Here is a 12,614-nt window from a genome sequence, read left to right as displayed (position 1 = left end):
GGATGAAGCTGCACGAGGCCATCGACGGCAGGCTCCGCGAGTTCATCCTCGCCCAGCCCGTGTTCTTCGTGGGCACGGCGCCGACGTCGGTCGATGGCCACGTGAACGTGTCACCCAAGGGCATGGCAGGCACGTTCGCGGTGCTCGGCGAGCACCGGGTGGCCTACCTCGACTACACCGGCAGCGGCGCCGAGACCATCGCCCACCTCCGCGACAACGGCCGCATCGTGCTGATGTTCTGCGCGTTCAGCGGCCCGCCGAACATCGTGCGGCTGCACGGCCACGGCCGCGTCGTGCCGCAGGGCAGCCCGGAGTACCCGGGACTGCTCTCGCATTTCCGGCCCGAGCAGGAACACGGCGCGCGCTCGATCATCGACGTGGCCGTGGAGCGCGTGAGCGATTCGTGCGGCTTCTCCGTCCCGCTTATGGAGCACACCGGCGACCGGGATCTGTTGCTGCGCAGGCATTCCCGGCGCACCGACGACGACCTCACCGCCTACTGGGCCGAGAAGAACGCGCAGAGCATCGACGGTCTTCCGGCGCTCGACAGCACCGACGAGGTCAGGGCGCCCTCTCCCTGACCTGCACGTACTCGGCGCGATGCTCCACCACCGCGCCGTCGGGCAGATCGCTGATCAGCTCCAGCAGCGCGTCGGCGATCTCCGGCGACAGCATCGTGTCGTAGCCCTGGGAGTCCAAACTGGACCGGATCGCCTCCACGTAGTCGTCGCGGTCCAGCGCCAGCGTGCGCACCATCGCCGTGGTGGTGGCGCGATGCGAGTTGAGCCCGGCGAAACCGCGCGCGCACCCGCAACCGCCGTCCGGATCTTCCCAGTCCTTACCGCAGATCGGCGCGATCCACACCAGCTCGCCGTCGACACACCAGTGGTAGTCGCTGGCACGCACACCCTGGGTCTGCGACGTCGCGACCAGAACCTTGACCATCACGGGCTCCTTCCCCCCTGGCTTCTCCGTCCGGATCTGTCTAACAGGAGCCACCGACAATTCAGGACGCGTCGCGCAGGACGTAGCCGGAGAACCACGTCGGGAACGCCCGGCGCAATGCGCTCGGCCCGGTCAGCTCCACCGCGCCCGAGCGCACCAGCTGCGCCCAGCCGAGGTCGCCGATCCAGTAACGGGTCAGCGCGCCGAGATCGGCGTCCACCGTGAGCGCGACGGGAAGGCCGATGTCCTCGGGACACAGCGTCACCGTGGGGCGGCGCACGTACAGGTAGAACACGGCGGTGTCCGGCTCGCGGAACCGCAGCTGCACCACGGTTCGTCGCGCAGGAAGGGCTTCCGGCACGATGCGGCGGCGGATGTCCCAGACGAGCGCGCTCGCGTCGAGGTCGTCGGGGCCGAGCTCCCTGCGGTTCCAGCGCATGGCCCACCCGCCGAGCTCCCGCACGACGCCCGCGAGGTCGTTGCCCGCGTCGGTGAGCCGGTAGCCGCCGTCCTGGCGGGACACGATGTCGTGCTTCTCTAGCGTTTTCAGCCTCGCCGAGAGCATCGTCTTGGAGATGCGGGGAATCCCCCGCCGGATGTCGTTGAACTGCCGTTCGCCGAGCAGGAGCTCTCGTACGACCAGCAACGTCCAGCGCTCACCGAGGATCTCGAGTGCCCTCGCGACCGCGCAGAACTGCCCGTAACCGCCCATGCGACCGACCCTAGAGGTACGGATTTCGTACTTGTCCCGCCGAACGGGCGGAATACGGTGACTCGTATGACCGGCCTGGAAACACTGCGCGCGCTACTGCGCGGCGACCTCCCGCCAGCGGGCATCGGCAAGACGCTCGACTTCCGGCTCGTCGACGTCGGCGACGGCTGGGCGGTGTTCGAGGGTGGCACGGGCGAGCACCTCTACAACCCGGCCCAGACCGTGCACGGCGGCTACTTCGCGACGCTGCTCGACTCCGCGCTGGCGTGCGCCGTGATGTCGAAGCTGCCGGAGGGCAGGACGTACACGACGGTGCAGCTGAACGTCAGCCTCCTGCGCCCGGCGACGGCCGCGACCGGCACGCTGCGCGCCACGGCGAACGCCGTGCACGTCGGTCGCACGATCGGCACCGCGGAGGCGCGGCTGGAGGGCGTGGACGACGGGAAGCTGTACGCGCACGCCACCACGACGTGCGCCATCCTCCCGGTCCGCTGATGCCCGGAGCGCACGACTCGCGGTCGGGAGCGCACGACTCGGCGTCCTGAGTGCACGACTCGCGGTCGGGAGTGCACGACTCGCGCGCGGGTCAGGCGCGTTCGGAGACGCGCTTGAGGCCGTCGGCCTCCATCGTCACGTAGCGACGCACCATGCCGCCGAGCACGAGACCGAGCACGGGTGCGAGCGGGCCGCGCTGTTCGAGCGACAGGGTCGCCGTCACCGCTCCGTCGGCGTTCTCGGTCAGAACGTGCCCGCCCACCGTGGTGAGCCCGGGACCTCGCGCCTCCCACGTGAAACTCCGGCCCTCGGTCAGCTCGGTGACCCGCCAGACCTGCGGGGCGAGCCTCGGCTGCTTCACGCGCGCCTCGCTGCCGACCTGGAACGGACCGGTGCCGAGCCTGCGCACCGACGTCACCGAGTCCGTCCACTCCGGCCAGCGCTCCACATCGGCGAGCGCGGCCCACACCACGTCCGGTGTCGCGTCGATGTGCCGGACCACCTCGAATCGCATGCCGCAATCTAGCGACGGCGCGCGGGTGGCGTAAACCGTCTGGAACGCACAACTCGGCGTCCTGAGCGCACGACTCGCGGTCCTGAGCGCACGACTCGCGGTCGGGAGCGCACGACTCGCGGTCGGCGTCAGCCGTAGACCGGGACGTGGGCTCCGCTCACGACACCCGAGTCGTCGCCGCACAGGAAGGCGATCACCTTCGCGATGCGTTCCGGCGAGACCCAGCGGGAACGGTCGGCCTCGGGCTGGCTCGCCCTGTTCGCGGGAGTATCGATCATGCTCGGCAGTACCGCGTTGACGCGGACGCCGCGGCGCGAGTACTCCGCGTCCAGCGCGCCCACCAGGCCCAGCACGGCGGCCTTGGACGTCACGTACCCCGCCGCGCCGGGGAACGGGTGCAGCGCGGCCCTGCTGGACATGCACACGATCGCGCCGCCGCCCGCCTCGATCAGGTGCGGCACCGCCGCCTGCGACACGAGGTAGGTGGGGCGGAGGTTGAGCCGCAGCTGCTGCTCGAAGTCCTCCACGGGCGTCTCGGCCACTCGCTCCCCCACGGCGAACCCGCCGACGAGGTTCACCACCGCCCGCAGCGGCGCCCACGTCGCGCCGGCCGCCTGCTCGGCACAGCGGCGCGCGTCCGCGGCCTCGAAGAGGTCGGCGCGCACGAGCTCGAGCCCCTCGGCGGGTTCCAGGCGCTCCAGCTCCGCCTCGGCGATCCACGGCACCACGACACGCCAGCCGTCACCCAGCAGCCGCCTCGTCACCGCGACGCCGAGTCCACCGGTGCCCCCGGTGACGAGCGCCGTGCCGTTCACGAGCACACCGCGCCCTGCGCCGCCGAGCCGACCAGCTTGGCGTACTTGGCGAGCACGCCCGTCCGCCGCGGCGGCGGGGGCTGCTCCCAGCCCTCCCTGCGCCGCGCCAGCTCGGCCTCGTCGATGCCGACGTCGAGCGTGCGGGCGGCCAGGTCGAGCACGATCGGGTCGCCGTCACGCACGAACGCGATCGGCCCGCCGTGCGCTGCCTCCGGCGCGACGTGCCCGATGCACAGGCCCGTCGTGCCGCCGGAGAAGCGGCCGTCGGTGAGCAGCAGGACGTCCTTGCCGAGCCCGGCGCCCTTGATCGCGCCGGTGACGGCGAGCATCTCGCGCATGCCGGGCCCGCCGCGCGGACCCTCGTTGCGGATCACGACCACGTCGCCTGCCTTCAGCTCGCCGAGCGCGTCCATCGCGGCCTGTTCTCCGTCGAAGACGCGCGCCGTGCCCTCGAAGCGGCTGGCGTCGAAGCCCGCGCTCTTCACCACCGCGCCCTCGGGCGCGAGGCTGCCGTGCAGGATCGTCAGGCCGCCCGTGGGGTGAATCGGGTCGCTGAGCTTGCGCAGCACGTCGCCGTCGAGCTCGGGCGGGCCCAGCTCGGCGAGGTTCTCCGCCAGGGTCCGGCCCGTGACCGTGAGACAGTCGCCGTGCACCAGGCCCGCGTCGAGCAGGGCCTTCAGCACCACTGGCACACCGCCCACGCGGTCGACGGCCGTCATCACGTGCCTGCCGAACGGCTTGACGTCGGCGAGGTGGGGCACGCGGTCGCCGATGCGGGAGAAGTCGTCGAGGGTGAGCTCCACGTGCGCCTCGTTGGCGATCGCGAGCAGGTGCAGCACGGCGTTGGTGGATCCGCCGAGCGCCATGACCACGGCGATCGCGTTCTCGAACGCCTCGCGGGTGAGGATGTCGCGCGCGGTGATGCCCTTGCGCAGCAGCTCCACCACCGCCTCACCGCTGGCGCGCGCGAACCCGTCGCGGCGGCGGTCGACCGAGGGCGGGCTGGCCGAGCCGGGCAGCGACATGCCGAGCGCCTCCGACACGCAGGCCATCGTGTTGGCCGTGTACATGCCGCCGCACGCACCCTCGCCGGGACAGATCGCCCGCTCGATCTTGTCGACGTCCTCGCGGGTGATGAGCCCGCGCGCGCACGCGCCCACGGCCTCGAACGCGTCGATGATCGTCACCTCGCGGCCGTCGACCGTGCCGGGCAGGGTCGAGCCCGCGTAGAGGAATACGGCGGCGACGTCGAGCCTGGCGGCGGCCATGAGCATGCCGGGAAGGCTCTTGTCGCACCCGGCGAGCAGCACGGCGCCGTCGAGCCGCTCCGCCTCCATGACGGTCTCCACGGAGTCGGCGATGACCTCGCGGGACACGAGGGAGAAGTGCATGCCCTCGTGTCCCATCGAGATGCCGTCCGAGACGGAGATCGTGCCGAACTCCATCGCGAACCCACCGCCGGCGTGCACGCCCTTCTTGCTGGCCTCGGCGAGCCGCTGGAGCGAGAGGTTGCACGGGGTGATCTCGTTCCAGGAGGACGCGATGCCGATCTGGGGCTTGGCGAAGTCGTCGTCGCCCATGCCGACGGCCCGCAGCATGCCCCGTGCGGCGGCCCGTTCGATCCCGTCGGTCACCGCCCTGCTGCGCGGCTTGATGTCGTAGTCGGCCATGGGCCGATGATGCCTCAATTCAGACAGGGCACAATGCCCTTCGTGGCTGAGAAGGTGTCGATTCATCAGAAGATCGCCGACGAGCTGGGTGTCCGCGAGGCACAGGTGCGGGCGGCCGTCACCCTGCTCGACGAGGGCTCGACCGTGCCGTTCATCGCCCGGTACCGCAAGGAGGTGACCGGGGCTCTCGACGACACGCAGCTGCGCACGCTGGAGGACCGGCTGCGCTACCTGCGGGAACTGGAGGAGCGGCGCACGACGATCCTCGAGTCGATCCGCTCGCAGGGCAAGCTCGACGCCGAGCTCGAGGCCCGCATCATGGCGGCCGAGGAGAAGGCCCGCCTCGAGGACATCTACCTGCCGTACAAGCCGAAGCGGCGCACCAAGGCGCAGATCGCCAAGGAGGCCGGGCTGGAGCCGCTGGCCGACGGCCTGCTGTCGGACCCGGCCACCGAGCCGCAGGCGGCGGCCGCCGTGTTCGTCGACCCGGAGAAGGGCGTCGCCGACGCCGCCGCCGCGCTGGACGGCGCCAAGGCCATTCTCGTGGAGCGCTTCGCCGAGGACGCCGACCTGATCGGCGAGCTGCGCGAGCGCATGTGGACCCGCGGCTGGGTGACGTCGAAGGTCCGCCAGGGCAAGGAGACCGACGGCGCGAAGTTCTCCGACTACTTCGACTTCGCCGAGCCGTTCACGAAGCTGCCCTCCCACCGCATCCTCGCACTCTTCCGTGGCGAGAAGGAGGAGATCCTCGACCTGAGCACCGAGCCGGAGGAGCCCCCGGCTCCCGACGCCGAGCCGAAGCGCGGCCCGAGCGACTACGAGATCCGCATCGCCGAGCGGTTCGGCATCTCCGACCAGGGCAGGCCCGCGGACAAGTGGCTGAACGACACGGTGCGCTGGGCGTGGCGCACGAAGATCCTCCTGCACCTGGGCATCGACCTGCGGATGCGCCTGCGCCAGGCCGCCGAGGACGAGGCCGTGCGCGTGTTCGCAGCGAACCTGCGTGACCTGCTGCTCGCCGCGCCGGCCGGCACGCGCGCGACGATGGGTCTCGACCCCGGCTACCGCACGGGCGTGAAGGTCGCGATCGTCGACGGCACCGGCAAGGTCGTGGCCACCGACACGATCTACCCGCACAAGCCGCAGTCGCAGTGGGACCAGTCGCTGGCGAAGCTGGAGCAGCTCGCGCGCGAGCACAACGTGCAGCTCATCGCCATCGGCAACGGCACCGCCTCGCGGGAGACGGACAAGCTCGCGGGCGAGCTCGTGAAGCTGAGGCCGGAGCTGAAGCTCACCAAGATCGTGGTCTCGGAGGCGGGCGCGTCGGTGTACTCGGCGTCGGCGTACGCGGCGCAGGAGCTGCCGGGGCTGGACGTCTCGCTGCGCGGCGCGGTGTCGATCGCGCGCAGGCTCCAGGACCCGCTGGCCGAGCTGGTGAAGATCGACCCGAAGTCGATCGGCGTCGGCCAGTACCAGCACGACCTCGCCGAGTCGAAGCTCTCGCGCTCGCTCGACGCGGTGGTGGAGGACTGCGTGAACGCCGTGGGGGTGGACCTCAACACCGCCTCGGTTCCCCTGCTCAGCCGCGTGTCGGGCATCGGTACGACGCTCGCCGAGAACATCGTGGCGCACCGGGACGACAACGGACCGTTCCGCAGCAGGACCGCGCTCAAGGAGGTCGCCCGGCTCGGCCCTAAGGCGTTCGAGCAGTGCGCGGGCTTCCTGCGGATCCCGGACGGCGACGACCCGCTCGACGCCTCCAGCGTGCACCCCGAGGCGTACCCCGTGGTGCGCCGGATCCTTGACGAGACGAGCGTCGGCATCCGGGAGCTGATCGGCGACGCGCGCACGCTGCGGGCGCTGAAGCCGGAGAAGTTCGTCGACGACACCTTCGGCCTGCCGACCGTCACCGACATCCTCGCCGAGCTGGAGAAGCCCGGCCGCGACCCCCGGCCCGAGTTCAAGACGGCCACCTTCGCCGAGGGCGTGGAGAAGATGACCGACCTGACGCCGGGCATGCGGCTGGAGGGCGTGGTCACCAACGTCGCGGCGTTCGGCGCGTTCGTCGACATCGGCGTGCACCAGGACGGCCTCGTCCACGTGTCGGCGATGTCGCGCAACTTCGTGAAGGACCCGCGCGAGGTGGTCAAGCCGGGTGACGTCGTGCGGGTGAAGGTGCTTGACGTCGACGTGGCGCGCAAGCGGATCTCGCTGACGCTGCGGCTCGACGACGAGGCCAAGCCCGGTGGCGGGGAACAGCGCCAGTCCGGCCAGGGCGGCGGACGTGGAGGCCAGCGCGGTCGTGGCGGCAAGCCGCAGCAGCGGCAGGGCCAGGGCAGGCAGCGCCAGGCGCCCGCGGGCGGTGCGATGGCGGACGCCCTGCGCAAGGCCGGTTACGGTCGCTGACGGGGTCGCCGCCGGGGGGTGACCTCGGCGAATGACGTGGCGGGCCGGGCGGTCAAGCCCGACAATGGGTCAATGACGTCCACCGGAGGCTTGAGCCCGGCCACCCGCGCGCGGCTCGAGAAGGAGCTCGAAAACCTACGCGAACAGCGCGAGTCCCTGGCGCCACGGCTCGGCGAGGACCCCCTGGGCGACAGTGCCGACCAGGCCGATCTGCTCGAGCGTGCCGAGGTCGTGTCGCGGCTGGACCGCCGCATCGCCGAGGTGTACGACCTGCTCCACGGCGGCCCTGCCGCCGACTCCGAGTCCGCGCTGCGCTCGGGCACGAAGGTGTCGCTCAAGTTCAGCGACGGCAGCGTGGAGGACATGGTGGTGGTCGGCTTCACCGAGGAGGCCGACGAGGACGACGCGTCCACGCTCACGGCCGACAGCCCGCTGGGCAAGGCGATCGCGGGGCACAAGAAGGGCGACACGATCACCTACCGCACCCCCGCCGGCGAGGTCTCCGCGGAGATCGTGAAGCTGAAGCCCCCCGCCTGAGCCGGAACGGGGGTTTCAACAGGCCCCCGCAATTCATGAATAACCGCCACACCCGGCAATTCGTGAGATCCCGAGAATTGCCGGGTGAATATTCTGTGCTTGAAAACAACGGCTTCCGGGCGGATAGTGACGAGCCTCACCACCGAGAAAGCCCGGGAGGCCCCCGATGAAGCGTAAGATTTTCGCGTTTTTCGCAGCGCTCGCGTTGTCATTCGGACTGATGTCCGGCATCGCGTCGGCGACAATTCATCCCATTGTCGAATCGTTCGACTGCGCCAACGAGAACGCGTTCGAACACCACCCGCTCGGCGACGTCGCGGATCCGATCGGCCAGACGCCCGGCTTCGGTTCCCACTCCGACCAGAGCTCGCTGCGCGCGCTCCAGTCTGCCAACCCCAACGCGTTCTCCGAGCACAAACTCAACGGCGAATGCGGCCAGTAGCGCGGTAAACCACGCGCCAGCCGCAGTGAAGGCCACCTTCACTGCGTTCAACGCAGTGAAGGTGGCCTTCACTGCGGTCGGAAGGGGACCTAGACGCAGTCTCGCGGGATGGTGCGCTGCCAGTTGCGGGAGAACAGGCGCTTCTCGCCCTCGTAGCCGTCGAGCGTCGCGTGCAGGCGGAACTCCGTGCTGGTGCACGTGAGTACCGTTCGCGTCACGGTGGTGGCCGACCATTCGCCCCTGGCGAACCTCATCGTCCACTCGGTCTCGGCGCGCGGGGACGAGAAGTCGTCGGCCACCGAGCTGTACCGCTCGTACGCCCTCCTGCCGACGTCGAGGTCGATGTCCTCGTAGTGGACGGTGCCGTTGTCCTTGACGATCTCCAGCGCCGACTCGTAGTCCACGAGGTCGCGCGTGACGGTCCAGCGGTGCTCACCTGGCTCCACCTGCGTCACCGTGATCGGCTCCGCCCCCTCCGGCTCACCGAACGGACGGGACACCTGCTCCTCGCCGGCCGTGCGCAGCGGCAGCCGCAGGCCGCTGCCGCCGGTGTGGACGGTCAGGCACGTCTGCTCCGGCGACGGCCACACGAGCGGCCAGTACGACGACGACAGCGACAGCCGGATCTTGTGCCCAGCGGGAAACGCCTGCGCGACCACGTTGAGATCGAAGCTCACCTGGTAGCGCCTGCCGGGCTCCAGCGGCCTCGGGGTGTCGTGCCCGCCGCGGTGGGTCAGGTTCAGCACGCCGTAGGTCACCCGTGTGGCCCTGCCGTCGGGGAGGACGTCGGAAAGGCGCACGGCCACCATCGCCACGGGCTTGTCGGCCGAGATCTCCAGCCGCACCCTCGGCGCGCCGTGGATCTCGCAGGTCTCCGGCAGCGGGTCGGTCTCGAAGACGAGCGACCCGCCGTCCTCCTCACGCTGGTCGTAGGGCATGTCCGGGGGCGCGTTGTACGACGCCCACTTGCCGGCGAACTGCCCCACCGACAGCGGTGACTGCACGGTCAGCGGCTCGTCGGCCACCTCCTCGCCGGGGCTGCCGATGCGATGCCGGGACAGCGGCAGCTCGACGTCGCGCACGTTCGGCGACGGCCAGCTCGGCTCCCCCACCCAGCGGCCCGGCCGGTCCTCGTAGGACGTGGACGGCGGCACGCTGTCCTGCATCCACGTGAGCAGCATGGGCCCGTCCATGACGTCGTTGTCGGCGTCCTTGAGCCAGTGGTCCCACCAGCGCACGAGCTCCTGCAGGTAGCCGATCGCCGGACCGGGCTCGCCGAGATGCGGGTACTTGTGCGACCACGGGCCGACGAGTCCCTTGCGGGGCACGTCCAGGTTCGCGAGCAGCCGGGCGACGGCGTTCGAGTAGCCGTCGGCCCAGCCGCTGGAGGCGAGCACGGGACAGCGCACGCCGGAATAGTTCTCGCACACCGACGCGTGCCGCCAGTAGTCGTCGCGGCGCTGGTGTGCCAGCCACGTGTCGACCCACGGCCCGCTCGCCTCGATGCGCTCACGCCACATGTCGCGCCAGCGGTCGCCGACGAGCGCCGGATCGGGCGGCAGCGTCGCGTGCGCGAACATGGTGCCGGCCTCGGCCAGGTTGTCCGACAGCAGGCAGCCGCCCATGTAGTGGAAGTCGTCGGAGTAGCGGTCGTCGGTGAACGACGCGATCGCGATCGCCCGCAGCGACTCCGGTTTGCGGGCGGCGACCTGCAGCGCGGCGAAGCCGCCCCAGGAGATGCCCATCATGCCGGTGCGGCCGTCACACCACGGCTGGTTCGCGATCCACTCCAGCACGTCCTCGGCGTCGCGCTGCTCCCGCTCCAGGTACTCGTCGGTCAGCGCGCCCTCGGACTCGCCGGTGCCCCGGATGTCCACGCGCACGCACGCGTAGCCGTGCCCGGCCAGGTACGGGTGGTGGATCGAGTCACGAACGGCGGTCAGGTCCCTCTTGCGGTAGGGGATGTACTCCAGGATCCCCGGCACGGGCTGGTCGTCCGACGACACGGGACGCCAGATCTTGGCGGCGAGCCTGGTGCCGTCCGAGACGGGGATCCAGACGTGTTCGTCCTCTGTGGTCTGACACGGCAGCGATCCGACCGCGCGGAGCAAGCTATCCCTCCTTCTCGGGCCCTTCCTCGGCGAACTCGAAGTTCAGCGCCTCCACCGTACGCTCGTACTTGTCCTCCAGCTCGGCCTCGTCGCGGGCACCGACGAAGATGTGGGCGAGCTCGAAGCTGTAGCTGTCCTGGCCAGGCAGGTCGGACAGCCGCTGGCCCTCCTCGGGCACGATGTCGATGAGCACGCCGGGGATCTCCCGCTGCACGCGCTCGATCTCCGCCGCCGAAGGCACCTTCCGCACGAGCGCGTCGGAGAAGCGCCGGTGATACCACTTCGCGGCGATGCCGTACTCGCCCTTGTCGTCGGGCAGCGCGGGGTCCTGTCCCAGACCGAGCATCACCATCGCGTGGTGGTTGGGCATGCCGTCGACGCACTCGAACATCTCGGCGTGCGACTGCGAGTGCCTCGGGTTGATCTCCAGCAGGGCCACGTCTCCGCTCTCCGGTTCACAGAAGAACTCGATGGAGAACGTCGAGTTGTCCATCCCGATCTGGCTGATGATGCGCTGGGAGACGTCGACCATGCGATCCACGGCGACCTTCGGCAGCTGGGAGGGGTACTGGTGGCGCAGGAACGACGACCGGCCCTCGTAGTCGATGGAGTCCAGCACACCGTAGACCACGACCTCGCCGTCGTACACGTACCCCTCGGTGGCGCACTGCACGCCGGAGAGCGCTTCCTCCGCGAGGCACGCCTGCCCACCCACCTCGGCGATCTCGCGCGGCAGCTCCAGCATGCCGAGCACGTGCTCGAAGGGCTTGCCGACCCGGCTGATGCCCTCGCGGATCTCCGTGACGGCCTTGTCGAACTCGGCCTCGTCGCGGACGAGGAAGGCCAGCTCGGAGGAGTACGACTTCACGGGCTTGAGCCACATCGGGTAGTTCACGCCGTCCGGCGGCCGCGGCTGCTCGTCGTCGAGGTCGACGATGCCGAAGCGCGGGTACTCGTCGATGGCCTTCTGCTGTTCGAGCCTGCTCCAGTACTTGTGCTCGCATTTGACGATCGACGCGAGCGACGGTCCGGGGAGGCCGTAGCGATCGCAGAGGATCGCGCGCAGCGTGGACACCGGGAAGTCCCAGTAGCCCACGATGGCGTCGATCGACCCGTCGAACGCGTCCAGCTGCGACTGTGCCTTGTCCAGCAGCTGCTCGAAGTCGATCTCCCCTACCTGCGTCTCGTCGACCGTGAGCAGGCCGTGGAACGCGTATTGGTCCGCGTTCCGGATGCCATGCAGGGTGCGCGTGTTCTCCTCGTCGAGGGCGAGTACGAAGATGTTCTTCACGCCGCAGAGGGTCCCCGTCTGGGCCGTCGCTAAACGTGCTCAGCCCAGCACGAAGCCTCTGGCCAGCTCGGACAACGCCTCGTCGAGCACGTCACACAGCTGCAGTCCGGACTCGGCGAGCCAGTGTTCGTACGCCGCGAGCGAGACCCCCAGCGCGGCGTACGCGATCGCCTGCGGTCGCAGTGCGCTCGGCTGTTCGCCCAGGCGGTGCGCGGCGTACTCGGCCACCACGGCGCGCCAGTCGCCGTACCGCAGCGTCGAATGGGCCTGCAGCGCCGGGACACGCAGGATCAGCTCCATGCGCCTGCGGTGCTTGGGCACCTCGGCGGGGTCGACGCGGTTGAACTCCACCACCACGGCGCGCACGGACTCCATGAGCGGCTCGTCGGCCGGCCGCTGCGCGAACCGTTCCCGCATGTGGTCGAGCTGCTCGGTGAACGACCCCCAGACCACGTCGTTCTTGGACTCGAAATACCGGAAGAACGTGCGTCTGCCGATACCCGCGCTCTTCGCGATCGCGTCGACGGTGGTGGCGTCGAAGCCCTCGCGCTCGAACAGCTCGAAGGCCACGGCCTCCAGCTCGTGCTGACTCGTCGACCGGCGTCTACCTGGCCGAACGGATGGTTCCGCCACCGCTTTCGCCCCGATCCCTTCCATTTGGCACCCGGTGCCATTA

At 70.1% G+C, this 12,614-nt stretch carries 13 protein-coding genes; 5 read left to right on the top strand and 8 right to left on the bottom strand.

What is annotated here, in order from left to right; all coding sequences use genetic code 11:
* Nucleotides 1-2: 2 nt before the first annotated feature.
* Nucleotides 3-581 (top strand): pyridoxamine 5'-phosphate oxidase family protein, encoded by a 579-nt coding sequence (locus BA062_RS28530; RefSeq protein ID WP_110342033.1) that lies wholly within the window; start codon nucleotides 3-5, stop codon nucleotides 579-581.
* Here the strand turns inward: BA062_RS28530 and BA062_RS28525 are convergent.
* Both BA062_RS28525 and BA062_RS28520 read right to left on the bottom strand, forming a co-directional pair.
* Nucleotides 562-945, bottom strand: a complete 384-nt coding sequence (locus tag BA062_RS28525; RefSeq protein WP_110342031.1) for a DUF7715 family protein — start codon at nucleotides 943-945, stop codon at nucleotides 562-564. The two genes, BA062_RS28530 and BA062_RS28525, sit on opposite strands and share 20 nt — an antisense overlap.
* Before the next feature lie 61 nt (nucleotides 946-1,006).
* Nucleotides 1,007-1,657, bottom strand: a complete 651-nt coding sequence (locus BA062_RS28520; protein ID WP_110342029.1) for a winged helix-turn-helix transcriptional regulator — start codon at nucleotides 1,655-1,657, stop codon at nucleotides 1,007-1,009.
* Between the two features lie 66 nt (nucleotides 1,658-1,723).
* Between BA062_RS28520 and BA062_RS28515 the strand changes: the two genes are divergently transcribed.
* A complete protein-coding gene (locus tag BA062_RS28515) occupies nucleotides 1,724-2,152 on the top strand; it encodes a PaaI family thioesterase (RefSeq protein WP_110342027.1) in 429 nt (142 codons plus the stop codon).
* Nucleotides 2,153-2,243: 91 nt separating this feature from the next.
* Here the strand turns inward: BA062_RS28515 and BA062_RS28510 are convergent, their stop codons facing one another.
* The 3 genes from BA062_RS28510 to ilvD all read right to left on the bottom strand — a co-directional run bounded on the left by BA062_RS28510 (nucleotide 2,244) and on the right by ilvD (nucleotide 5,151).
* Nucleotides 2,244-2,666, bottom strand: coding sequence for an SRPBCC family protein (locus BA062_RS28510; protein WP_110342025.1), 423 nt, complete (start codon nucleotides 2,664-2,666; stop codon nucleotides 2,244-2,246).
* 128 nt (nucleotides 2,667-2,794) lie between these two features.
* Complete coding sequence (locus BA062_RS28505) at nucleotides 2,795-3,481, bottom strand: SDR family NAD(P)-dependent oxidoreductase (RefSeq protein ID WP_110342023.1); 687 nt, start codon at nucleotides 3,479-3,481, stop codon at nucleotides 2,795-2,797.
* Entirely contained in the window at nucleotides 3,478-5,151 is a 1,674-nt protein-coding gene (gene ilvD / locus BA062_RS28500; RefSeq protein WP_110342021.1) for a dihydroxy-acid dehydratase, read from the bottom strand. Before ilvD ends, BA062_RS28505 begins: the two co-directional genes overlap by 4 nt.
* A gap of 33 nt (nucleotides 5,152-5,184) precedes the next feature.
* Here ilvD and BA062_RS28495 point away from each other — a divergent pair, with 33 nt between their 5' ends.
* The 3 genes from BA062_RS28495 (at nucleotide 5,185) to BA062_RS28485 (ending at nucleotide 8,536) form a co-directional block, all read left to right on the top strand.
* Entirely contained in the window at nucleotides 5,185-7,557 is a 2,373-nt protein-coding gene (locus tag BA062_RS28495) for a Tex family protein (protein ID WP_210407023.1), read from the top strand.
* Nucleotides 7,558-7,629: 72 nt separating this feature from the next.
* A complete protein-coding gene (locus BA062_RS28490; RefSeq protein ID WP_110342019.1) occupies nucleotides 7,630-8,094 on the top strand; it encodes a GreA/GreB family elongation factor in 465 nt (154 codons plus the stop codon).
* Between the two features lie 220 nt (nucleotides 8,095-8,314).
* A complete protein-coding gene (locus BA062_RS28485) occupies nucleotides 8,315-8,536 on the top strand; it encodes a hypothetical protein (protein WP_146240101.1) in 222 nt (73 codons plus the stop codon).
* Between the two features lie 89 nt (nucleotides 8,537-8,625).
* On the opposite strand, the gene BA062_RS28480 is transcribed toward BA062_RS28485, so the two are convergent.
* Genes BA062_RS28480 through mftR form a run of 3 tightly spaced genes read right to left on the bottom strand, consistent with a single transcriptional unit; the run spans nucleotide 8,626 to nucleotide 12,595 of the window.
* Nucleotides 8,626-10,647 (bottom strand): CocE/NonD family hydrolase, encoded by a 2,022-nt coding sequence (locus BA062_RS28480; RefSeq protein WP_110342015.1) that lies wholly within the window; start codon nucleotides 10,645-10,647, stop codon nucleotides 8,626-8,628.
* Between the two features lies 1 nt (nucleotide 10,648).
* Nucleotides 10,649-11,938 (bottom strand): ATP-grasp domain-containing protein, encoded by a 1,290-nt coding sequence (locus BA062_RS28475; protein ID WP_110342013.1) that lies wholly within the window; start codon nucleotides 11,936-11,938, stop codon nucleotides 10,649-10,651.
* Between the two features lie 39 nt (nucleotides 11,939-11,977).
* Entirely contained in the window at nucleotides 11,978-12,595 is a 618-nt protein-coding gene (gene mftR / locus BA062_RS28470) for a mycofactocin system transcriptional regulator (protein WP_110342011.1), read from the bottom strand.
* Nucleotides 12,596-12,614: the final 19 nt, after the last annotated feature.

Source organism: Prauserella flavalba, from assembly GCF_003202235.1.
Lineage (GTDB): Bacteria > Actinomycetota > Actinomycetes > Mycobacteriales > Pseudonocardiaceae > Prauserella_A > Prauserella_A flavalba.
The sequence above is the reverse complement of the archived record's forward strand: the minus strand, read 5'-3'. Positions and strand labels throughout refer to the sequence as shown.

What these genes read in the sequence shown, in the direction of transcription:
- BA062_RS28530 (WP_110342033.1), top strand. Translation starts at nt 3, where the DNA reads ATGAAGCTGCACGAGGCCATCGACGGCAGGCTCCGCGAGTTCATCCTC.
- BA062_RS28525 (WP_110342031.1), bottom strand. Translation starts at nt 945, where the DNA reads ATGGTCAAGGTTCTGGTCGCGACGTCGCAGACCCAGGGTGTGCGTGCC.
- BA062_RS28520 (WP_110342029.1), bottom strand. Translation starts at nt 1,657, where the DNA reads ATGGGCGGTTACGGGCAGTTCTGCGCGGTCGCGAGGGCACTCGAGATC.
- BA062_RS28515 (WP_110342027.1), top strand. Translation starts at nt 1,724, where the DNA reads ATGACCGGCCTGGAAACACTGCGCGCGCTACTGCGCGGCGACCTCCCG.
- BA062_RS28510 (WP_110342025.1), bottom strand. Translation starts at nt 2,666, where the DNA reads ATGCGATTCGAGGTGGTCCGGCACATCGACGCGACACCGGACGTGGTG.
- ilvD (WP_110342021.1), bottom strand. Translation starts at nt 5,151, where the DNA reads ATGGCCGACTACGACATCAAGCCGCGCAGCAGGGCGGTGACCGACGGG.
- BA062_RS28495 (WP_210407023.1), top strand. Translation starts at nt 5,185, where the DNA reads ATGCCCTTCGTGGCTGAGAAGGTGTCGATTCATCAGAAGATCGCCGAC.
- BA062_RS28490 (WP_110342019.1), top strand. Translation starts at nt 7,630, where the DNA reads ATGACGTCCACCGGAGGCTTGAGCCCGGCCACCCGCGCGCGGCTCGAG.
- BA062_RS28485 (WP_146240101.1), top strand. Translation starts at nt 8,315, where the DNA reads ATGTCCGGCATCGCGTCGGCGACAATTCATCCCATTGTCGAATCGTTC.
- mftR (WP_110342011.1), bottom strand. Translation starts at nt 12,595, where the DNA reads ATGGAAGGGATCGGGGCGAAAGCGGTGGCGGAACCATCCGTTCGGCCA.